The sequence below is a fragment of the Bacillus sp. J33 genome (genome assembly GCF_000518885.1).
GTDB lineage: Bacteria > Bacillota > Bacilli > Bacillales > Cytobacillaceae > Cytobacillus.
The window spans coordinates 1-22449 of the sequence record NZ_KI912518.1 but is presented as its reverse complement, the minus strand read 5'-3'; the positions used below and the strand labels follow the sequence as shown (position 1 = coordinate 22449).

20 protein-coding genes and 1 riboswitch are annotated in these 22449 nt (G+C 43.3%); of the genes, 2 read left to right on the top strand and 18 right to left on the bottom strand.

What is annotated here, in order from left to right:
- Nucleotides 1–40: 40 nt before the first annotated feature.
- Genes L634_RS0129385 through L634_RS0129370 form a run of 4 tightly spaced genes read right to left on the bottom strand, consistent with a single transcriptional unit; the run spans nt 41 to nt 4151 of the window.
- Complete coding sequence (locus L634_RS0129385; protein ID WP_026585439.1) at nt 41–1045, bottom strand: LacI family DNA-binding transcriptional regulator; 1005 nt, start codon at nt 1043–1045, stop codon at nt 41–43.
- A gap of 51 nt (nt 1046–1096) precedes the next feature.
- The gene (gene hisD / locus L634_RS0129380; RefSeq protein ID WP_026585438.1) at nt 1097–2380 is read right to left on the bottom strand and encodes a histidinol dehydrogenase; all 1284 of its coding nucleotides are present in this window, start codon (nt 2378–2380) and stop codon (nt 1097–1099) included.
- A 55-nt stretch (nt 2381–2435) separates the two neighbouring features.
- Complete coding sequence (locus tag L634_RS0129375) at nt 2436–3197, bottom strand: SDR family NAD(P)-dependent oxidoreductase (RefSeq protein WP_026585437.1); 762 nt, start codon at nt 3195–3197, stop codon at nt 2436–2438.
- A 12-nt stretch (nt 3198–3209) separates the two neighbouring features.
- Entirely contained in the window at nt 3210–4151 is a 942-nt protein-coding gene (locus L634_RS0129370; protein WP_026585436.1) for a 3-hydroxyacyl-CoA dehydrogenase family protein, read from the bottom strand.
- Between the two features lie 347 nt (nt 4152–4498).
- Between L634_RS0129370 and L634_RS0129365 the strand changes: the two genes are divergently transcribed.
- Both L634_RS0129365 and L634_RS0129360 read left to right on the top strand, forming a co-directional pair.
- Entirely contained in the window at nt 4499–4774 is a 276-nt protein-coding gene (locus L634_RS0129365) for a hypothetical protein (RefSeq protein WP_026585435.1), read from the top strand.
- Between the two features lie 26 nt (nt 4775–4800).
- Nucleotides 4801–6798, top strand: a complete 1998-nt coding sequence (locus tag L634_RS0129360; protein WP_026585434.1) for a methyl-accepting chemotaxis protein — start codon at nt 4801–4803, stop codon at nt 6796–6798.
- A 269-nt stretch (nt 6799–7067) separates the two neighbouring features.
- Nucleotides 7068–7152, bottom strand: a riboswitch (cyclic di-GMP riboswitch).
- 106 nt (nt 7153–7258) lie between these two features.
- Here the strand turns inward: L634_RS0129360 and xylB are convergent.
- The 14 genes from xylB to L634_RS32070 all read right to left on the bottom strand — a co-directional run.
- Nucleotides 7259–8752, bottom strand: a complete 1494-nt coding sequence (gene xylB, locus L634_RS0129350; RefSeq protein ID WP_026585432.1) for a xylulokinase — start codon at nt 8750–8752, stop codon at nt 7259–7261.
- Nucleotides 8753–8809: 57 nt separating this feature from the next.
- Complete coding sequence (locus L634_RS0129345) at nt 8810–9931, bottom strand: GntR family transcriptional regulator (protein ID WP_026585431.1); 1122 nt, start codon at nt 9929–9931, stop codon at nt 8810–8812.
- Nucleotides 9932–9988: 57 nt separating this feature from the next.
- The gene (gene araA, locus L634_RS0129340) at nt 9989–11473 is read right to left on the bottom strand and encodes an L-arabinose isomerase (RefSeq protein WP_026585430.1); all 1485 of its coding nucleotides are present in this window, start codon (nt 11471–11473) and stop codon (nt 9989–9991) included.
- 10 nt (nt 11474–11483) lie between these two features.
- Nucleotides 11484–13178, bottom strand: coding sequence for a ribulokinase (locus L634_RS32080; protein ID WP_034263492.1), 1695 nt, complete (start codon nt 13176–13178; stop codon nt 11484–11486).
- 11 nt (nt 13179–13189) lie between these two features.
- Complete coding sequence (gene araD / locus L634_RS0129330) at nt 13190–13882, bottom strand: L-ribulose-5-phosphate 4-epimerase (protein ID WP_026585429.1); 693 nt, start codon at nt 13880–13882, stop codon at nt 13190–13192.
- Nucleotides 13883–14130: 248 nt separating this feature from the next.
- Nucleotides 14131–14670, bottom strand: a complete 540-nt coding sequence (locus L634_RS0129325) for a D-lyxose/D-mannose family sugar isomerase (protein WP_026585428.1) — start codon at nt 14668–14670, stop codon at nt 14131–14133.
- A 25-nt stretch (nt 14671–14695) separates the two neighbouring features.
- On the bottom strand, nt 14696–15577 hold the full coding sequence (locus L634_RS0129320; protein ID WP_026585427.1) for a class II fructose-bisphosphate aldolase: 882 nt from the start codon (nt 15575–15577) through the stop codon (nt 14696–14698).
- Between the two features lie 11 nt (nt 15578–15588).
- Nucleotides 15589–16605 carry a carbohydrate kinase family protein gene (locus L634_RS0129315; protein WP_026585426.1) on the bottom strand — a complete coding sequence of 339 codons (1017 nt, stop codon included), beginning with the start codon at nt 16603–16605 and terminating at the stop codon, nt 15589–15591.
- Between the two features lie 43 nt (nt 16606–16648).
- Entirely contained in the window at nt 16649–17650 is a 1002-nt protein-coding gene (locus L634_RS0129310; RefSeq protein WP_026585425.1) for an ABC transporter permease, read from the bottom strand.
- A gap of 1 nt (nt 17651) precedes the next feature.
- The gene (locus L634_RS0129305; protein WP_198029845.1) at nt 17652–19142 is read right to left on the bottom strand and encodes a sugar ABC transporter ATP-binding protein; all 1491 of its coding nucleotides are present in this window, start codon (nt 19140–19142) and stop codon (nt 17652–17654) included.
- A gap of 123 nt (nt 19143–19265) precedes the next feature.
- The gene (locus tag L634_RS32075) at nt 19266–20051 is read right to left on the bottom strand and encodes a sugar ABC transporter substrate-binding protein (RefSeq protein WP_269521783.1); all 786 of its coding nucleotides are present in this window, start codon (nt 20049–20051) and stop codon (nt 19266–19268) included.
- A gap of 6 nt (nt 20052–20057) precedes the next feature.
- On the bottom strand, nt 20058–20228 hold the full coding sequence (locus tag L634_RS34565) for a hypothetical protein (RefSeq protein ID WP_232233869.1): 171 nt from the start codon (nt 20226–20228) through the stop codon (nt 20058–20060).
- A gap of 497 nt (nt 20229–20725) precedes the next feature.
- Nucleotides 20726–22018 (bottom strand): M20 family metallo-hydrolase, encoded by a 1293-nt coding sequence (locus L634_RS0129295; protein WP_026585423.1) that lies wholly within the window; start codon nt 22016–22018, stop codon nt 20726–20728.
- Between the two features lie 244 nt (nt 22019–22262).
- On the bottom strand, nt 22263–22449 hold a 187-nt coding region (locus tag L634_RS32070), incomplete at its 5' end, for an IS3 family transposase (protein WP_034263353.1).

Below are 22449 nucleotides of genomic sequence, written 5' to 3'. Positions count from 1 at the left end.
AAAATCCTCTCCTATCCCGAAAACCCCTGCCTTCTCTCCATCACCTTCTGTCCCCTACGGATCCCCTCTCTACCAAATAACCTTCTATCCTTTGGATTTCAGGGGTGTCTATCTCCCCGTTAATATGCTCCAACAGAAGGTTAATAGAATAATCAACCATTTCATCAACCGGCTGGTGCCAGGTTGTTAATTCATAGGATGACCAACCAGACATAGCCACATTGTCAAAGCCTATGACAGAAATATCTTCGGGAATTCTGGCCCCCTGTTTTTTCAGATAATCCATTGCACCGAAAGCAGATATATCATTGGCACAGAAGATGGCATCTATCTTTTTATCACGTTCCAGCAATCTTTGGACTGCTGCAAACCCTCCTTCATACGAATAATGCCCATTTTCGGTTAAAAAGGAAGAAATGCCGTGTTCAGCCAAAGCCTCCTGAAACCCATTTTTTCGATCAACTGTTGTTGATGTATTCATCGGTCCGGAGATAAAGGCGAGATTTTCATGTCCTTTTTCTATTAGGTAATGCCCAATCTTTTTCCCGGCAGCAAAGTTATCGCATACAACAGCACTGCTTAAGGAATCGTACACATAACGGTTAAACAGGACGACCGAGATGCCATTGCGGGTAAATTTCTGTACAGCAGATGAGGTCAAAAGCGCATCCGTGATGATGGCCCCTTCAACGCTGTACTCAATTAAATGACTCACTTCATCCTCTTGGATCTCGTTATTCTGGGAGTTGATAAACATCACCTTGAACCCCTTTTCAGCCAGCCTGCTGTAAAATTTATCGAGAACTTCCGGATAAAAAGGGTTTTGGATGTTTCGCATCACAATCCCTATAATACGGGACTGATTGGTAATCAAGCCGCGTGCAATGGCATTCGGCTGATATCCCAGCTGTTCTGCAGCTTCCAGAATCAGCTTTTTCTTTTTTGCTGATATACTTGAATTTTCACTAAAAGCCCTGGACACACTCGATTGGGAAACACCCGCCAATCGAGCGACATCCGTGGCTGTAACTTTTTTATTTTTCAAAGCATGTTCCTCCTGCCTGAGTCTAGACAGAGAAATTATAACAGATTTTTATTACTTCACGAGGCTGCCATAGCGCTTCACACGAAGGTCAGCCTGAGCCTGATGGCCTTTAAAGCCTTCCAGGTCGCATAGACGGGAAGCATATTCACCAATTTTCGCACTCGCTTCTGGAGTTGTTCTCTGGTATGTGCACGTTTTAAGGAACTTGCCAACCCAAAGTCCGCCAGTGTAGCGCGCAGCTTTTTTCGTCGGCAGCGTATGGTTTGTGCCAATGACTTTATCTCCGTATGCCACATTCGTTTCAGGCCCAAGGAAAAGCGCACCATAGTTTGTCATATTTTCAAGGAAGTAGTTTGGATCTTCTGTTAAAACCTCTACATGCTCATATGCTAATTTATCCGCTTCGACTACTGCTTCTTCCAGGCTGTCTACAAGAATGATAGAACCGTAGTCTTTCCATGCCGCACCTGCAACATCAGCTGTTGGAAGAGTCTCCAGCTGGCGTTCAATTTCTTTTACCGTTTCATCCGCCAATTTCTCTGACGTTGTAATAAGCGCTGCCGGAGAGTTTGGTCCATGCTCCGCCTGTCCTAAAAGATCGGTTGCCACCATTTCAGCGTCTGCTGTTTCGTCAGCGATGACCAGAACCTCAGTGGGACCTGCAAACAGGTCGATTCCCACTCTTCCGTATAATTGGCGCTTCGCTTCCGCAACAAATGCATTTCCTGGTCCAACCAGCATATCAACCGGCTCGATGGTTTCTGTTCCAAGCGCCATCGCACCCATCGCCTGGATTCCGCCGAGGATATAAATTTCGTCTGCACCGGCAAGATGCATAGCCGCTACTGTTGCAGAAGGAATTTCTCCTTTAATTGGAGGTGTGCAGGCAATTACGCGCTTAACGCCAGCTACCTTAGCAGTCAACACACTCATGTGAGAGGATGCCACCATTGGGTAGCGTCCGCCAGGAATATAGCAGCCTACACTGTTTACCGGAATATTTTTATGGCCAAGGAATACGCCAGGCAAGGTCTCTACTTCAATGTCTTTTAATGCTGCTTTCTGGTGCTCGGCGAAATTGCGGATTTGCTCCTGTGCAAATTTGATATCATTGATCGTTTGTTCAGGTACAGAAGCGACAATTTCCTGGATTTGTTCATCCGTTAATCTGAATTGCTCCGGTGACCACTTATCAAACTGCTCGGAAAGCTTCCGGACCTCTGCATCTCCGTTTTTTTCGATATTTTTAAGAACCGCACTTACAGCTTCCCTTACCTTTACATCCGCTTCCTGTACCTCTTGATCGTTCTTGCCTTGTTTTAAGAAAGTTGCCATTTTAATATCACTCCTGATTCGTTTTTTTGAATACGTATGCAAAAATCTGTAAAAATTAAATGGCTGTCCAGCCGCCATCTACTTTAATCGTATCGCCTGTTATGAACTTTGAAAGATTGGAAGAAAGGAATAGGGCTGCTGCAGAGACATCTTCGGCATCAGCGAGCTTTCCCAGCGGAATTCTCCCGTATACTTCCCTTTCGAATTCCTTATCCTTAAACATCTTGGCTGTCAGTTCTGTTTCGATGAAGGTCGGAGCCACTGCGTTAACATTAATTCCATGGGATGCCCATTCAACCGCAAGCGCTTTCGTCAGCTGCACCATCCCGCCCTTGCTTGCACAATATGCTGCCCGATTATAATAGCCGACAAAGGCCATTTGGGAAGCAATATTGACAATCTTGCCGGATTGATTGGGTATCATATATTCAGCTGCTTTCTGGCTGCAGAAAAAAGCGGCTTTCAAGTTGGTATCGAGCGTCAGGTCCCAATCCTCTTCTGTTACATCCATCGCCGGCTTGGCCCGGTTAATCCCTGCGTTATTGATCAGCACATCGACAGAGCCCATATAATCCACTGCTGCTTCTGTCATTCTTTTAATCTCTGAAACATGATTTAAATCAGCGGAAACATAAAAACTATTGCTGTTTATTTTTTTCAGCTCACCGGCTGTTTGCTGGAGAGCCTCTTCGTTTCTCCCCACTATCACAACCTTCGCTCCGTTTTGGGCAAAGGAAAGGGCGATATCCCTTCCGATTCCCTTGCTTCCGCCTGTCACGATTACCGATTTATTCTCCAGATCGGGAAAGTTCTTCATACCATTCCTCCATCAGTTCGATTGGATTCCTAAATCCTTCTTTAAAAAGCGGATCAGCTCTGCTTCCCTTTTCCGGTTGTACTCCCTGGAAAAAGCCTCATCCCACCTGTAATAGCCCTCACCTGTTTTATCGCCGAGCTTCTGTTCAGCCACAAGCTTCTTTAAAACCGGCAAGGATTCCTCTGCTCTGGATAGATGCTGGAATAGATAATCAGATATAGCCGAGAATACGTCCAGTCCGCCCATATCGGCAGTCATAAGGGGACCTGATACTGGAAGTCTGCGCCCAATTCCGTAGGTAACGGCATCATCAATATCCTCTTTGCTTGCGATGCCTTCCTCCAGAAGGTACTGGGCTTCGCGGAAAAGTGCGTATTGAAGGCGATTGCCTACGAAACCAGGAATCTCTTTTTTCACTTCAATCGGCTTTTTCTTCATTTGCTTTAAAAGCTGAAACGACCTTTCCACTGCCTCATCACCCGTCTTCTCACCCCTTACGACCTCTACAAGCGGTATAAGATGGGCAGGATTCCAAAAGTGCGTAACCACTGTTCGCTCCGGGTGTGCTGTTTCAGAAGCAATCTCCGTTGGACGGAGGCCCGAAGTATTGCTGGCGAGGATGACATCCGGCTTACAAAGAGCGTCAAGATGCTTAAAGAGTTCGATTTTTAATTTGATATCCTCTGGCACAGCTTCAATGACGAAAGTTGCATCTTGAACTGCTTCTTCAACCGAAGTGGTCATTTTAATATTATCTTGGATCAGGCTTGCCTCCGAATCGGATAAAATACCGTTATCAAGCATAACTTCCAGCTTCTTCAGCATATTGGTCCAGCCCTGTTCCAGGTCAGCGTCACTGATGCCCTGCATCTTTACACTTAACCCGGCCCAAGCCGCATTAAGTGCGATCGAATGTCCCATCGTGCCGCACCCAAGCACAGCTATTCTCTCCAATCGCCCACCAACTTTCTGAAATTTCTAGTTTTTGAATACGTATTCAATATACAATGTAAGCGTTATTATTTCAAGCTTTAATATTAAATTGCCAAAATGATCTTTAATTTCTGTATATAGGAGATTGAGTTCTTTTTCCTATAAATCAATCAAACATTTGATTAAAAAGCCCCTTCCTCATTTATTTACAGCGAAAAAAGTCACAAGATTCTACAATTTTTGCCGATATAATGAATGGGAATAAAACCGATGGAAATGAGGGGTTTATTTTTCTGGAAGGAAAATAGAAGCTTTGGAGAATGAGAATATGAAACTAAGGGAGGAGATTGAACTTTTGAGGCAGCAGAATGCAGATTAAGGAAGGTATCACGCTAAGCAGCCAGACCACTTCAAAAATTGATCATATTGCCGGCCTGGTAAAAAGTGTTAAGCGAAGCGTCATGGAGGCAAACGAAACAATCCTTGATCAGGAAAAACATTCTCATGCGGCGGCAGGAAAGATCGAGAATACCAAAGCCATTTTTAACGAGGTGAATGGCTTAATCATCCAGCATATAGAGGATGCCAGCATTGTGGAAGAAAAGCTGGAAAGCGTCATGAACCATATAACCATTCACACCTAAACTTTTACAAGGAGAAAGACAAATTTATGGAAAAACAAAAAAAGACAAGAAAAAAGCGAGTTTTATCAATGACGATTAAGAAGAGGCTTATCCTCTCATTTGTCTTTATTTTATTGATCCCATCTGTATCGATTGGACTTATTTCTTATTTCAATGCCAAACAGGAGATTAAAGGGCAAATTGAAATTAGTTTAGAGGAAAACGTGAAAGTCATTGATAAGCTTCTAACTAATTTTATAGATTCCAAGATTAATGATGCCATATTCTATGCAGGAAATCTGGATGGCGGATTCAGCTCTGAGACAAATACACCAGGCACTGTGAACTCCTTCAAGCAGTATAAAGAGCTGCATCCGGAGGTTATTTCAATCTATGCAGGCTCAAATGAAGGTGACTTGGTCATCTATCCGCCAGCTGACCTGCCTGCTGACTTCGATGCCAGAACACGCCCGTGGTATAAAGGGGCAGAAGAGCATAACGGAGAAGCCTTCATCACTGAACCGTATTTGGATGCTGCCAGCGGAGATATTCTGATTACAGTAGCGAAGCGTTTAAAGGACAATTCGGGTGTAGTTGGGATTGACCTGAGCCTTGCCGCTCTGAAGGAAATCACTTCAGGAATAAAAATCGGAAAGGAAGGCTATCCGTTTATCGTAAGTGCAGAGGGACATTATCTCGTCCATCCGACAGAAGAGCCTGGAGCGGAAGCGAAAGGCAGCTGGGTTAAGGATGTACTGGAAAAAGAAAAGGCTCAAGTGTCCTATGAACTGAACGGCATGATGAAAGAAATGAAGACAACAACCAACAGCCTGACCGGCATGAAGATTATTGGAACCATGAATCTGGAGGAAACGACTGAGGCAGCAAATCCGATTCTAGTTTCCACACTGATCATTGTAGCAATCTTTATTTTAGCCGGAGCGGCCATTTCCTATTTTGTTGTCCGTTCGATCACCCGTCCATTAAACACACTTATGCTGGCAACCGATAAAGTCAGCGAGGGTGATTTGACTCAAAAATTTGAGATAAGAAGCAAGGATGAAATCGGCAAACTGGGCGAAAGCTTCAATAAAATGGTCTCTTCCCTTCAGCTCCTGATCTCCCAGGTCGGAGAGAAAGCAGTTCATTTGGCGTCTGCATCCGAAGAGCTGACAGCAAGCTCCGAGCAAAACAATATGGCAACCGAGCAAGTGGCCAACTCCATCCAGGAAGTGGCTTCAGCCACAGAACAGCAAACCAGCAAAGTAAAGGAAAGCAATGTCGTTGTAAAAGAGATGTCTGAACGCATCAAGCGAATCATGGAGAACTCAAATGTCGTTGCTGAAACGGCTTCCAAAACAAATGAAATCGTATTAAGAGGAAATCAGGCGATTGAATTATCCTCTTCCCAGATGAACAACATCAGCCATACCGTTAGGGATTTGGGCAAGACGATTCATACTCTCGGAAGCAGATCCAATGAGATTGGCCAAATTATCAATGTTATTTCTGAAATAGCAGATCAGACCAATCTATTGGCCTTGAATGCTGCCATCGAAGCGGCTCGTGCCGGCGAGCATGGCCGGGGTTTTGCAGTGGTTGCAGAGGAAGTCCGGAAACTTGCGGAGCAGTCCTCAAAATCTACGGAAAGCATTCGCGAACTGATTTCATCGATCCAGGCTGATACAAGCAAAGCAATTCAGTCCATGGACACCGGAACAGAGGAAGTGGAAAAAGGAATTGAACTGGTCGGAAACGCCGGGGAAGCTTTCACCCATATCCAGCAGTTCGCTGATACGGTAGCAAGCCAGATTCAAGAAGTGACCTCTTCCATTAAAGAGCTTACAGACGGCGCCGAACAGGTTGTCAGTATCGTCAACGCCATCGAAGAAGTCGCAGCCATCACTACAGCAGAAAGCCAGGATGTTTCTGCAGCCACAGAAGAGCAGCTTGCTTCCATGGAGGAAATAGCCGCTTCCGCAGTGTCCCTGTCACATATGGCTGAAGAGCTTTTGGAATCCGTGAAGAAATTTAAAGTCAACTAAATGGAAAGCCTGCCGACTTGCAATTCGGCAGGCTTTGCTTTAGCATTCTATTTTGTTTGTTCGGCTGTTAAGTCTGCATTTAAGCAAAGAAACCTTCTCTTTATGATAAGAAATCCTGGACAGGTACTTCTGCCTCAATTCGTTACAAAGACAGCCATCTACCAGCAGCTCATGATGTATTTGCTGAAAAACATGCCAATACAATCTAATTTTATGGATTGGATATATTACACCATTCTCCCCATCTACATATATCGCAGGAGTCCGTATTCGGAAACTGGCTGGCATGGCCATAAGACTTTAGCCCCTCTAGTTTTGCGTCATCACCTTTCAGCGACTTTGCCTTTATCATACGATCTATGTGCATTTGTCTCCATTTTATACCATGAATTGCCTGAATAAAAGATATTTTTGTGACTTTTTACCTAAATCAACAAAACCTGAGTAGGGCTTGGTGCCCTTAATACCTAAAGCGTGTAAGCCCCTCATTTAACTCTCTTGTCTGCTGATAGACCCGTTTATAAAGACCGTACAATTCCTTATATTGGTCAGCATTCTCTTTAATAGGTTCATAGGTTTTCTCGACTTGTGTAAATACATCTGAGCATTCTTTTAATGACGCATACCACCTGCAGCCATGGGCAGCAAGCATGGCTGCGCCAACACCAGGACCTTGTTCGGTGGCAAGCTTCAAGATTTTTGCATTAAAAATGTCTGCCTGAATTTGCAGCCACACATCATTCTTAGCCCCGCCGCCGATCGATATGATAGAATCGATTTTTTTGCCGCAGTCCCTGAAGATTTCTACAGATTCATTTAATGAAAAAGTAATCCCTTCAATCACCGCCCTCACAAAGTCGATTCTCTCATGAGAAGCATCTATTCCAATAAAGCTTCCACGAATGACTGAATCGGCATAAGGAGTTCTTTCACCTGATATGTAAGGGGTAAATAACAGTCCATTAGCCCCGATCGGCACATCGGCGAGACCTTTCAGCAAGCTATCAAACTCTTCATCCGCCGCAAAAACATCCTTAAACCAGCTCAGGCTATGCCCTGCTGCCAATGTAACACCCATTGTATAATAGGCATCTTTTTGACAATGATTAAAATAATGAACCTTTCCGTTAAAGTCCCGCTCATTCCTTTCTTCATAGGAAAGAACCACTCCGGATGTTCCAATGCTGCATAGTGTTTTCCCCTCTTCTAAAATCCCAGAGCCTATTGCTCCACAGGCGTTATCAGCACCGCCGGCAAATACTTTCACTTTTTCAGACAGCCCTGTTTCCTGAGCGATCACCGGTGTTACATAACCGGCAAAACCGCTTGATTCTATTAGTGGCGGACAAAGACTCATATCGATCCCAACCGCTTCACAGATCTCCCGGCTCCACTTTTTCTCACTGATATTCAGCAGCAATGTCCCGGCTGCATCTGAATACTCACTATGGATTTCTCCCGTCAAACGATAGCGCAGATAATCCTTTGGCAATAAAAAAATGGCCGCTTTCCTGTAAATGTCCGGTTCATTTTCTTTTACCCATAAAAGCTTTGGAAGGGTAAATCCTTCACGTGCAGGGTTTTTTGCAAGTTCCAGTAATCGCGTTTCACCTGCAAGCTCATAGATTTCCCGGCATTGTCTGGTTGTTCGTGTATCGTTCCATAGAATGGCATTGCGGAGCACCCGGTGATTGCGATCGAGGAGAACCAGTCCATGCATTTGTCCTGAAAAGCTGATCCCTTCAACACTTGCCGCATCCAATCCTGAAACTATCTCTTTTATGGCAAGGATCGTCTTCGCCACCCACTCCTCCGGGTTTTGCTCGCTATAGCCGGACTTCTCCTGAATGGAGGGATATGACTTCGAAGCTTCCCTGCACACCTCTCCTTGCTGATTCATCAGTAACGCTTTTACAGCACTTGTTCCTAAATCAACTCCAATAACATATTTCATCTTCCTCACCGTCCCCCTATTAGTAAAAATGTGCTGGTATTAGCCTCCAGCACATTTTTATTCAGTATGAACAGGTTTTTCCAAACTTTTAGTAGAATTCCTTACAATCAGATTTGGCTCAAATACATAGGATTTTACAGCAGCCCCCTGCTTGGAGCTTCTCCCTTTAGAAATCATCTTCAAGATCATTCGGGCAGCCAGCTGTCCAAGCTCGCTCTTGGGGTGATCAACCGAAGTTAGCTTTACTTCGGAAACGTCTGCAAAAAACGAATTATCGAATCCTACGATTGAAATATCATCAGGAACAGTCATCTCTTTCTGCCTGAAGACATCCAGCAGCTTCATGGCCAATTCGTCATTATAGCTGACAATGCCAGTTGGCTTTTCTGATGAATCCAACATGCTTTTTAAGTTTTCCACCGGTTTGGATGTCTTCTCAGCCGTATTATAGGTAACAATATTTTTAGGATTCACTGGAATTCCATTCTCACGAAGAGCTTTAATATACCCCTTCATTCGTTTGGCCCCTTGTAAGTCATCTGTTTTGAAAAATCCTGCAATGTTTCGGTGTCCCAATTTGATTAGATGTTCGGTTTGCAAAAAGCCGCCTTTTTCATCGTCCATGATGACGCTGACAGGTTCCAGCTCATCATAATAAGCGTTTATCATAATATAAGGAATACCAAGCAAGTCCAGGTTTAAATAGTAATTGATATTGGGATTGGAAGTGGCACTTTGCGTCGCCTCAATGATGACGCCATCAAATCTCTGAGCGGTCACAGTTTCCAGTATCCGTTTCTCATTTTCGTGGTCATTATTTGTGCTGAACAAACTGACCTGGTACCCTTCCTTACTGATTTCAGCTTCAGCTCCGCGGATAATGGAAGGAAAGATATAATCAGAAATATAGGTTGTGATAATGGCGATTTTCTTTTGCCTAAACTTCGGCGCTTCCTCACGTGAAGACCGATCGGCACAAAATGTCCCTGCACCTTGTTCAGTATACAGCCAGCCTTCACTGACCAGTTCCCCAATGGCGATTCGAACTGTGTGGCGGCTTACTCCGAATTGTTTCATTAATTCGCTTTCCGAATTGATTTTTGACTTAGGAGCATAGGTGCCATCCAATATCCTTCCTCTTATCCACTCTTTTACTCTATTGTATTTGGTTTCAGCCACAATCTGCACCTCGTTAATCTTCTAAATAACGATCTGACGATCAGAGATTATTATTAGTTATTTCCATATAACTTCGTTCATTTTAAGCTCCTGCCTTAGCTTATAAATATCTGTATGCTGATCAATAGTCACACACTCGATATTGAATATTTCGGCAATATCATAAAGCTGCTCCGCAGTTGCAGATAAGGAAAAGACAGTATGATGGGATCCGCCTGCATAAATCCATGCTTCAGCAGCCTTACTTAAAGATGGAAGCGGTTTCCACAAAACTTTGGCCACTGGAAGATTAGGCGTTTCAGCGATTGGCTCAACAGCCTTAACTTTGTTGAGAACAAGCCGAAAACGACTCCCCACCTCCACCAAAGAGGCGACAATCCCATTTCCTGCTTTCCCATCGAATACCAGCCTTGCCGGATCTTCCTTGCCTCCTATGCCAAGAGGATGTACCTGAACCTTTGGTTTTGCGGCTGAAATGGATGGGCATACCTCCAGCATATGCGAACCGAAAACCATTTCATTTTCCGGATCAAAATGATACGTGTAATCTTCCATAAAAGAAGTATCCCGATTATCAGATAAAATCTTTACCAAACGGGTCATCGCAGCTGTTTTCCAGTCTCCTTCACCTGCAAATCCGTAGCCTTGTGCCATTAAACGCTGTGAAGCAAGACCAGGCAGCTGTTTCATCCCATGCAAATCCTCAAAGTTTGTTGTAAATGCCGTATAGTTTCCTTCCTGTAAAAAGGCTTTTAAACCCAGCTCTATCCGGGCCTGTTCCTTGATTGAATCTTGAACCGGCCCCGGCTCAATGCCTTCAGACTCCATTTCGTACAAGTCCCTATATTCTTCAAAAAGCAGGGATACCTGCTCCTCTGGTACTTCATTCATCTTTTCAACTAAATCACCGATGCCGAAATAGTCTACAGTCCAGCCAAATTTGATTTGGGCTTCAATCTTATCTCCTTCAGTGACTGCTACGCTTCTCATGTTGTCGCCAAAGCGGGCAACCTTGAGCTGGCGGCTTTCCAATACAGTAACCGCCGTTTTCATCCATTCACCGATTCTTTTCTGCACATCGGCGTGCTTCCAATACCCGGAAATGACTTTTCTGGAAACTTTCAGCCGTGCAGCTGTAAATCCAAATTCGCGATCCCCATGTGCCGATTGATTAAGATTCATAAAATCCATATCAATGGATTCCCATGGGATATCCCGATTATATTGTGTGTGTAAGTGAAGCAATGGTTTTTGGAGGGCAGACAAGCCCGCAATCCACATTTTCCCCGGAGAGAATGTGTGCATCCAGGTAATTAAACCAGCGCACCTTTTATTGGAATTTGCTTCCAGAATGAGGCTGTGTATATCAGCTGCATTTGTTAGCACAGCCTTAAACTCAACCTTAAAGGGAAGGTTCCCGCTTTTATTCAACTCTTTAGCCATTTCCGCTGAATGGCGCTCTACCTCCTTCAATGCACTTTCTCCGTATAAATGCTGGCTTCCAGCTGCAAACCAAAATTGATATGGCCCCACTTGTAACATGCAAATCCTCCTATACGATCGGCAAATTCTGCAATGCTCTAGCTGATAACGTCCGATATGATTTAAGACGCTTCATGACATCGTTTCCGCCACGTCCGAAATAATCATGTAAGCGTTTATACTCTTCATATATTTTATCATAAATGACAGTATTTTCAGGTATAGGCAAAATCACTTCTTCCTTTATTCGCGCCATTTTTTCAGCTGCTTCCAAAATCGTATCATAGCCGCCCTGTTTTTTTCCTGCCGCTACTGCAGCAAACATTGCCGCTCCCAGTGCAGGGGTTTGTTTAGACGCTGCAATTTTTATAGGAAGATTAGTAACATCTGCATATATTTGCATCAAGAGCTTGTTTTTTTGGGGCAGCCCTCCACAAGCATATAATTCGTTTACTGCGATTCCATTTGATTGAAAAGCGTCGACAATGGCCCTGGTCCCAAAAGCAGTCGCTTCCAATAAAGCACGATAAATTTCTTCAGGCTTCGTTCGCAGGGTAATTCCAAGCAATACACCGCTTAACTCTGTATCAACTAAAACCGACCTGTTTCCATTCCACCAATCCAATGCCAGTAAACCGGATTCTCCTGGTTTATAAGCAGCAGCTTTCCACTCCAAGTATTGATGAACATTCACTCCCTTCTCTTCAGCCTCTTTTTGCACATAAGCAGGAACTCCTTCTTCCACATACCATTCAAAAATATCGCCAACGGCTGATTGGCCTGCTTCATAGCCAAACAACCCAGGGATAATGCCATCCTCGACCACTCCGCACATGCCTTCGACTTCACTTTCCTTATCTCCCAGCAGCATATGGCAAATGGAAGTGCCCATGGCCATTACCATTTTTCCAGGCTCTACTACACCCATTGCCGGCACTGCTGCATGAGCATCCACATTTCCGGCAGCAACAGCAATTCCTTCAGGCAGGCCAGTGATCTCTGCCATTTTCTTTGTAAGAGTGCCAGCTTTAGTCCCAAGCGGCACCACCTTTCCCCGAAGCTTGGTATCTATTAATTGCTCCAGACGGGGATCCAGCGCTTTAAAAAAATCTTTGTCCGGGTATCCGTCCTGCTTATGCCAGAGAGCTTTATACCCCGCCGTGCAGCTATTGCGAATAAGATTTCCGCATAATTGCGATACCACCCAGTCTGTTGCTTCAATGAATTGATCTGTTTCATCATAAATTTCAGGTGCTTCATCAAGGATTTGCCAAACCTTTGCAATCATCCATTCGGAAGAAATTTTCCCGCCGTACCTAGGTAAAAATTTCTCGTCTCTTTCTTCGGCAATTCTGTTAATTTTGTTTGCTTCATCCTGTGCAGCATGATGCTTCCAAAGCTTAATCCAGCTATGCGGATTCGCCTTTAAATCTTCCCTGAAACAAAGCGGCAGGGAATGGGAGTCCACCGGCAGCATGGTACAGGCAGTGAAGTCGATGCCGATTCCGATAACAAGTTCAGGGTCAATCCCGGAATCCTTCAGTACTGCCGGAACAGAGTTTTTAATCACATCTATATAATCATTGGGATGCTGAAGCGCCCACTCATGCCCCAATTCAATTCCGGAATCCGGAAGCACCTTATCAATGACACCATGCCGATATGGTGTTACATGGTCAGCCACTTCCCTCCCATCAGCTAGCGAAACTAAAACCGCTCGTCCGGACTGTGTTCCATAATCGATGCCGATTGTATAGAATGACATTTGAATCCCCCTTATTTATACTGCCCATAATAGGCGTTCACACCATGCTTTCTATAAAAATGCTTTTCAAGCAAAACTTGATCCATAGAATTCAAGTTCGGGTTTAATTGCTTGGCATGGTAGGCCATTTTTGCACATTCCTCCAAAACTACTGCATTATGAACGGCTTCCAGAGGATCTTTTCCCCAATTAAAAGGTGCATGATTGTGGACAAGAACACTGGGAACTTCATTTGGATTGATATCTTTAAAGGTTTCCACAATCACATTCCCGGTTTCCAGCTCGTATTCTCCTAAAATCTCTGCCTTCGTCATTGGCCTTGTACAAGGAATGGTCCCATTAAAATAATCTGCATGCGTCGTTCCTAAGGCAGGAATTCCTTTTCCAGATTGAGCCCAAGCTGTGGCCCATGGAGAATGGGTGTGGACAATCCCTCCTATATCCGGGAAGTTTTTATACAGGGTGAGATGTGTCGCCGTATCAGAAGACGGCTTCAAATGTCCTTCCACAATATTTCCGTCCAGATCAAGCACAACCAAGTCCTCCACTTTCATTCCATCATAGGAAACACCGCTCGGTTTAATGACGACAAGTCCTGCATCCCGGCTGATACCGCTTACATTCCCCCACGTAAAAGTCACAAGGCCATATTTAGGCAAAGAAAGATTTGCTTTTAACACTTGTTCTTTCAGATTCTCCAACACCGTAATCAACACCTTTCACATGTAAGTTTCTTTCTGCTTTCACTTAAGTTATACGTATAAGTTAGATCATGCATATCTTTCTCAGGAACCTGCGTGAAAATAAATATTAATTTTATTCAAATATTTCTTCTATTTGCTTAAGGAGCATAAAAAAGGGAGGAGTCCTCCCCCATCTGCCTCTATTAAATTGGTTACCCTTGCCTGATTTATGGCACCGTATACTTATACGTACAACTACTCGCAGAAAGTTAGACGATTTCTGGTATTCTTTTAATTCTTGGATCCGTAAAAATATCGCTCTCATCTGTGCTGCGTGTTGAAAACTCAGAGACTATCGCACCTTCTTCTCCCGCTTTGAACCAATGAAGTGTATTTGGGTGAATCGTATATTGCTCTCCCGGATTCAAGACGATTTCATTAAAAACCGTGTAATACTCCTCATCCCCTTGAGGAGGCTGTGCGGAAAGAGATTCTGGCGATTTACCCTCAACATATAGATACACTTTTCCAAATCGGCAGCGGAACGTTTCTTCTTTGCCCTCATCGAAGTCCCGCTTAGGATGTTTATGCTCCGGGCAAGTTTGATTCGGGAGCAATGCCAATTCCTTTGCACATACTTGTTCTGTATTTACGTACGTGATTAGCTGCAAGCCTGTATCCTCTACTTTCCCAAGGCCAAAATCCGCAACTTCCAGATTCGCTTTCTCTTCTTCCGTCAAGATGATGTTTGCCTGGTCAAACAGCTCTAAAGCTTTGGATTTAATTGATTCGTATTCTTCTCTTTTCAAGCTATAATCCTCCTTTAAAAATAATTTACCTTACCGCCTCACCTTTATTTAAAAAGATCTTCATCGCCCTTTTAACATCTTTCTTAATTGCTTCTTTAGCTACAACTGTAAAATCATGATAGAAAAGATTTGTATTTTCACTAATGTAATCTTTTACTGCATGTGCTCCCGCTTTTGCTGCATAGCTGTAATAATTGATTTTTCTGACGCCCGAGTTTATAGCCGTTACGTATTCATCTGTACTAAGCCCAGACCCCCCGTGCATAACAACAGGCCTGTGAATATTTTTATAGATGGATGTCAGACGATTGAAGTCCAGATTAGGCTCTGTCACATAAATTCCGTGAACGGTCCCAAATGAAGCTGCCAGTGCATCAATTTCTGTTCGAAATACAAAGTCCTTGGCAATCACCGGATCTGTATAATAGTCTGCCGGTTCATTTTGCTCCGATGCCTCTCCGCCTTCCGCCTCTTCACCTCCGATTCCTGAAGATGTCATCATGCCCAGCTCAGCTTCAACTGAAACATTATGTCCGTGAGCATACTCTACTACTTCTTTTACCGTTTGGACATTCTCCTCATATCCCATATGGGAAGCATCAATCATGACAGAGCTGAAGCCAATGCCGATCGCCTTTTTGACCATTTCCAAATTGGAGCCATGATCCAGGTGTACGGTTACCGGAACACTAGCTCTTTTAGCAAAGCCAACCAGAATAGGGCCCATAATTTCAATCGGGATGATTTCATTATGCACTTCCGCATGCGATAATATCACCGGAACCTGCAGCTCTTCCGCTGCTTCTATTACCGCCCTGGCCGACTCCAGAGTAGGGCAGTTAAATGCTCCAACTGCATAATTCCCCGCTTCAGCTTTAGCCAGATTTTCACTTAATGTAACTAACATGAAGACCCTCCTTAAATTTTCAAAACATCTCTTTTCGGAAACTCTTTATACATCACTATTAATTCTTCATAATTTCTTACCCCGGAAGTGCTGTCCTCTCCAAACAGAGAAGAGGCTGCTGCAGCGGTTCCCAGCTTCATCGAATCTGACAGTCCCAATCCTTTTAACGCCCCGTATAACACACCAGATAGATAAGCATCACCTGCACCCACCGTACCTTTGATCCGGTCACGTTCAATAAGAAGAGAAGGAACACTATAGACAGACTCACCATCAAATCCAAATCCGCCTTCCGGTGTGTGAATGACGACCCAATCCTTTACTCCGAAACTCTTTAATCTCATTAGAACCTTTTTAAGATTGCCTGAAATCAATTCTCCCGACCCATCTCTTAATTCGATGCCAACGCTTTTTCCTGCTTCGATTTCATTGACAATGCAATAATTGGTATATTTTAAGCTTGGAGGAACAATTTTCTCATACCTGTTGCTATTTTCACTGACAATATCAACGGATGTTTTTATCCCATGTTCCTGAGCACGCTTTAAAACCTTAGCCATTTTTGTGCCAAACTCTTCGTCTTCTTTATCTAAAGACTCAAGCAGCAGAATATAAGCAATATGAAGGATTTTCGAATTTAACTTGCCAAAATCAATGGCTTCCTCATCAAATAGAGCTGAATTTCCCCTATAGGTAAAAAATGTTCTGCTTCTGTCGCAACTATCCTGAATCACATCTGTAAACGGCGTATCTCCAGCTATCCTAACCTGATCCAGATTAATATTTTGATAGTGTTCCAAACGCTCCCTTAAAAAATGACCCTTTTCATCATCACCAATAAAAGCAATTGCTTCAATCGGCAATTTTCTATCCATTCTTGCCAGGGTGATTGCACAATTGGAAACAGCACCGCCAACAGACCTTGAAATGCTTTGAATCGTTGTTAATTGGGACTTATCCGGATAAGATGCCACTCTTTTAATCTCATCTACAGCGATTGTACCTCCGATTGCAATTCCATCTTTCAAATCATCACCTGCTTATTGCATTTAGTCCTTTAAACCAGTTTTGCTATGCCTTTTTTCTTCTCTTAATGACATCAGCATACACTGCAACCATAATGACAATTCCCTTTACAATGTACTGCCAGAAAGAGCTTACCCCCATTAAGTTCAATCCATTGCTGAGCACTCCGATAATCAGGGCTCCGATGACGGTTCCGCCTATCCGGCCATATCCTCCAGTCATACTGGTTCCGCCAAGAACTACTGCCGCAATCGCATCAAGCTCGGCACCTTCCCCTGCAGTCGGCTGTCCGGAAAACATGCGTGAAGCAAGGACGATTCCTGCAACCGCAGCCATAAGTCCGCTAAAAGTATAAGCAAAGAACTGAATTTTCTTTATGTTAATTCCAGAGAATCTGGCGGCTTCTGCATTGCCGCCAACCGCATACATATAGCGGCCAAGTTTCGTCTTATTCATGATGAAGTAACACAATATGAGGAGGATCATTAAGTACAGGACGGGCATCGGCAATACACCGAAAAGATAGCCAGAACCAATGAAGTTAAAAGAGTCAGACATAACCCGTACCGGTTTACCATCTGTGATGACATACGCTGCCCCCCTGGCTATATTCATCGTGGCCAGCGTAATGATAAACGGCGGAATAATGGTTGTGGCCGCTACATAACCATTAATGGCTCCAAATAGCATCCCAACCAGCAGCCCGGCGATTACTGCAACAAAAACGGAGGTGTCAAACAAAGCAATTAACCCCGTAGTCACAACACCTGTTACAGCCATGATGGAGCCTACTGAAAGGTCAATGCCTCCTAAAATAATGATCATTGTCATAGCCAAAGCCAAATATAGATTGGTAGAAGTTTGCCTTAAAACATTTAATAGATTATTAGAGGTTAAGAAATTAGGATTGATGATTGTAATAACAATACATAGAATGAGCAGGCCGATCAGAATCCCCATATTGTCTCGGATGAAGTTTTTCGTGCTGTATCCAACATTTAGAGGGAAATTGTCTTTTTTCGGTGTTAAAGCAGACAATTGTGACATGTCAATTACCTCCAGTAGCATAATGCATAATGGTTTCTTGGCTAAAGCGATCTCTGTTTAAGATGGTTTGGATCTTTCCTTTGCACATTACCGCAACCCGATCGCTCATGTTAATCACTTCAGGCAGCTCAGAGGAAATCATAATAATGGATACACCTTCTTTTACCAGCCTGTTCATGATCGTATAGATTTCGGCTTTCGCACCGACGTCCACCCCTCTGGTTGGCTCGTCAAGAATCAGCACTTTCGGTTTTGTCGCCAGCCATCTGGATATTAAAACCTTCTGCTGGTTGCCGCCGCTCAAATTACCCACTTCCTGTTCCGGATTAGGTGTTTTAATGGATAATTCATTTATATAATGATTCGTTTCCTTATTTTCATATTTAGCATTGACTCTAAAGAATTTCATAAACTCATCCAATATCTTAATGGTCATATTATATTGAACCGATTTTATTAAAAATAAGCCTTCTTCTTTGCGGTTTTCCGTTACATAGGCAATTTTATGCTTAATTGCATCATTGGGATTTTTGATTGCTACTTTTGAACCGTTTACAAAAATTTCTCCTTGTTCAAATGAATCAAGGCCGAAAATACATTTCATCAGTTCTGACCTGCCTGCTCCGACCAGGCCGGAGAAACCAAGTATTTCACCCTTTTTTAATTCGAAGCTCGCCCTATCCAGAACTCCCTTTTTCGTCAAATTGTTCACTTTTAGCACGGTCTCCCCTGGAGCTGAAAAATCTCTTACATAGTAATTATTTAACTCCCGACCGACCATCATGGAAATTAATTTTTCATTGGATGTTTCCTTCGTCTTTACAGTCCCGACATAGGTGCCATCCCTCATGACTGTAATTCTGTCCGTGATTTCAAATAACTCATTCATTCTGTGTGAGATATATACCATCCCGACACCCTGCTGCTTTAAATTTCTGATCGTCTTAAACAGGAAATCGACCTCTTTTTCACTCAGTGAAGAGGTAGGTTCGTCCATGACGATAATCTTCGAGTTAAAGGATACAGCTTTAATGATTTCAATCATTTGCTGCTGCGCCACTGTGAGTTCCTTGATCAGAGTCCGGGCAGATAAGCCCAAATCGAAATCATTTAAGAACTGCTGTGCATTTTCAAACATCTTGTTTTCATCAATAAACCCAGCTTTTGTCATAGGCTCACGGCCCAAATAAATATTTTCCGCGATTGATAGGTATGGGACTAAGACAATTTCCTGATGAATGATGCTGATTCCATACTTTTGGGCATCTTTTACGTCATTAATTTTGACCTCTTCACCATTAATGAACACCTTGCCTTCGTCTATGCTGTAAATGCCGCCAAGGATCTTCATAAGAGTGGACTTACCAGCACCATTCTCGCCAAGCAGCGCATGAACTTCTCCGCTTTCCAGTTCAAAATTAACACCTTTTAAAGCATAAACCCCAGGAAATCTCTTGCTTACTTCCCTCATTTCCAACAGTTTGCTGCCCATCATTTCCACCCCGTTTAAAAGTAAAGGGACGGCTCAAAAGCGCTTCTCTTAAAATTCCCAGAAAGTACGCTACATTCCTAAAGAAGGGAGCCGCCCGTTCATTCAACAAGTACTTTTTACTTCTTACTGCCAGCCATCTGTGCCATATTCTTCAACATTTTCTTCATTAATTAAGAAAGTCTCTACAGGAGTTCTCTTTTCGAAATCTTCACCATTTAACACCTTGTATGCCACTTCAACAGACTGTTTTCCAATCGAAATTGGGGACTGTGCTCCTGTTCCAACCAGCGGACCGCCTTCAGCAATTGCAGCCTTCGCATCTGGTGAACCATCTACACCGTAAATAGCCAAGTCTGTTTTATTGGCAGCTTTTGCAGCTGCTAATGCACCTAATGCAGTTGGGTCATTTCCGCCCATAATTGCAATAATATCAGGGTGAGCCTGCAAAATATCCTCTGTAATGCCAAGAGCGGTTTCTAAATCGCCTTTTGCATCTTGCTGTGCCACAATCTCAAAATTCTTTCCTTCTATTGCTTCCATGAATCCTGCAATACGGTCATTGATTGAATTCATTGTCGGGCTATCAAGAACAGCAATCTTCCCCCCATCCGGGAATCTTTTTACTAGATCTTCACCAGCAACTCTTCCGGCATTTTTATTGTCGGATCCAACATATGCAGTAACGTAATCAAAGTCCTTAACTTCTGTATCATAGTTAATGATTGGAATGCCAGCTTCCTCAAGCATAGCCAAGGCAGGTCTGATTCCCTCCCAATCCACAGGATTTAAGAAAATGGCATCAATGCCCTGGGCAATCATATCTTCAATCTGGTTGATTTGAAGCGCTACATCCATCGCCGGATTTGTCGTAATAAGCTTGTCGCCATTTGCCTCGACCTCTTCACGAATCGCTTCTTAAAGCACCTGGAAAAACGGATTATTCTGTGTCATGGAAGTATAGCCGAATACAAGCTGATCTTCCTTCTCTCCTCCATCGCCAGAGCCGCTTGCACCTTCATTGCTGTTGCAGGCTGCTAACCCAATTGTCAGCATGGCAACTAAAAATAAAGAAATAAACTTTTTCAACTGAAATGCCCCCCTAGAAAAATTTATTAATTTTATATTGAAATCACGAATGTGATTTAATATCCTATCTATTTTTAATCTAAGGAACTATCAAACTGCCGGAGTAAGAAAAGAGTCCAATGAGGTAAAGCGTTTATATAAAGCGCTTTCAAATCTGAGGTGAAAGAATTGCTGGTTAAAAGATGATGTAAATAAAAGTTGTCAGAATCTTAATAATTTTTATAATCGTATTATATACATGTACGTATAAGTTTATCAAGAGGGTATTTAGGAAAAATTTATGAAAGATGTCTATTTTAGGGCTTGGGCATAACTCATATGTACTAACAATGGGATTTCCTTTTAATAATTTATTAAATCACCACTCTTTTATTCCAATAACTTAAATAATATCAAGGCGGTTATTGAAAATATGTATCTCCTTTTTAAATATGGTGTACGTACATGATAACGCAAAAGACCTACTCCTAGCCATCTAGGAATAGGTCTTTTTATTTCTAATGTCCCGTCATTAACCCCTCAACAAAATCCTTCAAAACATGAACACCATATACACAATCATTCAATGAAGTCCACTCCCTCGGGTTATGGCTGATGCCATCCTTGCTGCGGACGAAGATCATAGCGGCCGGAATTCCACTTCCGATGATCATGGCGTCATGTCCGGCACCGCTTGGGATGCGTACTGGTTTTATATCAAACTTGGATAGCGAGTCTTCCATTTTCGCCTGCAGCTTTTCGCTAATCGGCAAAGGCTTTATTTTCGCGTTTAGGTTCATGTGCACTTCCATATTTCTTTCAGCGGCTATTTTTCGGGCTTCGTCCGTGATGAGCTGAAGCAGCCGGTCACGGGTTTCTTCAAAGATATCACGAATGTCCACAATCAATTTGGCTTCCTGCGCAATCACATTGATGCCATTTGGATGAACGTTCAGCTTCCCGACAGTGGCGACAGCCGTATCACTGACTTGCTTCGGGAATCTTTCGATTGCTGCTATAAACAATGAGGCCGCCACCAATGGATCTCTTCGTCCGGCCATCGGGGTGTTTCCTGCATGCCCAGCTTCCCCCGTAAAAGTAACTTCTAGCCAGGCCGGACCTGCTATTCCGCTTACAACACCCACTGGCTGATCTTCCTGCTCAAGCACCTTCCCTTGTTCAATATGGACTTCCACAAAAGCTTCAATGTCTCTCCTGCTGTTTCCGGCATTTAGGCATGCTTCAGCACTGCTTCCGTAATCGGACAGCACTTCTCTGAACGATTTGCCATGCTCGTCCCGCAGGCTGTCCATTTCCTCTAGCTTTAGTTGTCCCATAAAAGCCCGGCTTCCTGTTAAGCTGCTTTTAAACCTGGAACCCTCTTCATCTGAAAAAATAGCAACTTCATACGGCTTTTCCGGTATGTACCCTGTTTCCCTCCATGCTTCTGCTACTTCTAATGCTGATAGGACGCCAAGGGGACCATCAAAATGCCCTCCGTTTGGCACGCTGTCCACATGGGACCCGGAAACAATGGAAGAACCTTGAGATTTCCCTTTCAACCTGCCAAATACGTTGCCTGCACCATCTGTTGTCACATCTAAGCCGGCATCCTTCATCCAGCCCATCACCAATTCTTTTGCCCGCTTCTCTTCAGCAGAGTAGCCAGGACGAGTAACCCCGCCGCTCTCCAGGAGGCCAATTTTTGAAAGCTCATCTAGTCTTGCGGCTAATCTTTCGCCGCTGACTCCCGAATGGGTTAATTCATGATTATAATCTTTTACAAGCTGTTCATACAGATTTCTTTCCATTGCTGCTTCACTCTCTCTTTTTGATTTTTATACTAGCTTGAATTCTATTAACACTGTGAAATTGATAGAATGTTGATGCGACGCGAAGTGACCGATACATCGGAAAAGTGATACTACGTCAAGAAAACGGACAAATTAAATTGGGCACTTTCTTACTTTCTTCCTACCGCGCTATCGCTTGGTAACCTGGACAAATGATGATCTAACTTGCGTTACATCATNATTTGTCCAGGAAAAGGTTAAATTAGGCGACTTTCATTTTTGAGTAGTAAGCTTTTTCAAACTCCATCGGTGATTGGTATCCAATGGTTGAATGAATCCTCTCTGGATTGTAAAAACAAGTGATATACTCAAAAACTTCCTTTGTTGCCTCTGCTCTTGTCCTATATTTTTTCTGGTAGATCAATTCTTTTTTAATAATACTGTGAAAC

Excerpts from the sequence above, each read along its gene's own strand:
- L634_RS0129365 (WP_026585435.1), top strand. The coding sequence starts at position 4,499 with ATGCAGATTAAGGAAGGTATCACGCTAAGCAGCCAGACCACTTCAAAA.
- L634_RS0129310 (WP_026585425.1), bottom strand. The coding sequence starts at position 17,650 with ATGTCACAATTGTCTGCTTTAACACCGAAAAAAGACAATTTCCCTCTA.
- L634_RS32080 (WP_034263492.1), bottom strand. The coding sequence starts at position 13,178 with ATGTCATTCTATACAATCGGCATCGATTATGGAACACAGTCCGGACGA.
- L634_RS0129320 (WP_026585427.1), bottom strand. The coding sequence starts at position 15,577 with ATGTTAGTTACATTAAGTGAAAATCTGGCTAAAGCTGAAGCGGGGAAT.
- hisD (WP_026585438.1), bottom strand. The coding sequence starts at position 2,380 with ATGGCAACTTTCTTAAAACAAGGCAAGAACGATCAAGAGGTACAGGAA.
- araA (WP_026585430.1), bottom strand. The coding sequence starts at position 11,473 with ATGTTACAAGTGGGGCCATATCAATTTTGGTTTGCAGCTGGAAGCCAG.
- L634_RS0129295 (WP_026585423.1), bottom strand. The coding sequence starts at position 22,018 with ATGGAAAGAAATCTGTATGAACAGCTTGTAAAAGATTATAATCATGAA.
- L634_RS0129375 (WP_026585437.1), bottom strand. The coding sequence starts at position 3,197 with ATGAAGAACTTTCCCGATCTGGAGAATAAATCGGTAATCGTGACAGGC.
- L634_RS0129360 (WP_026585434.1), top strand. The coding sequence starts at position 4,801 with ATGGAAAAACAAAAAAAGACAAGAAAAAAGCGAGTTTTATCAATGACG.
- L634_RS0129305 (WP_198029845.1), bottom strand. The coding sequence starts at position 19,142 with ATGGGCAGCAAACTGTTGGAAATGAGGGAAGTAAGCAAGAGATTTCCT.
- xylB (WP_026585432.1), bottom strand. The coding sequence starts at position 8,752 with ATGAAATATGTTATTGGAGTTGATTTAGGAACAAGTGCTGTAAAAGCG.